The organism is Parasphingorhabdus sp. JC815, from assembly GCF_040717415.1.
Taxonomy (GTDB): domain Bacteria; phylum Pseudomonadota; class Alphaproteobacteria; order Sphingomonadales; family Sphingomonadaceae; genus Parasphingorhabdus.
On sequence record NZ_JBFEFM010000026.1, the window covers coordinates 1 to 295 of the forward strand.

The 295-nt window shown below is 56.3% G+C and carries 1 pseudogene; it reads right to left on the bottom strand.

What is annotated here, in order from left to right:
• Nucleotides 1-295, bottom strand: a pseudogene (locus AB1K62_RS14695) (polysaccharide deacetylase); the annotation flags it as partial.

Here is a 295-nt window from a genome sequence, read left to right on the forward strand (position 1 = left end):
CGTCCAAGCCGCTGGCAATCGTGCCGTTCATGTCGGTGCTATGCGCGATAATTTCATGCCCGCCAGCGGTTATGTCCGCGATCAACTCCGGATAGCGCTCGGCAATCATGCTGTTGGCTGCGACCGAAATTTTCGCGCCGGCTTTCTCAAACGCATCAAGCAAACGGTAAATGCCGATCCGCGTTCCATATTCCCGCGCCGTATAATGGCGGTAATCGGGATAGGCGGTTTGCATATGGCCCGGCGCGCGAAACGGGTCATCCTGTGGCACCATCGGGAAATATTCCAGACTGAT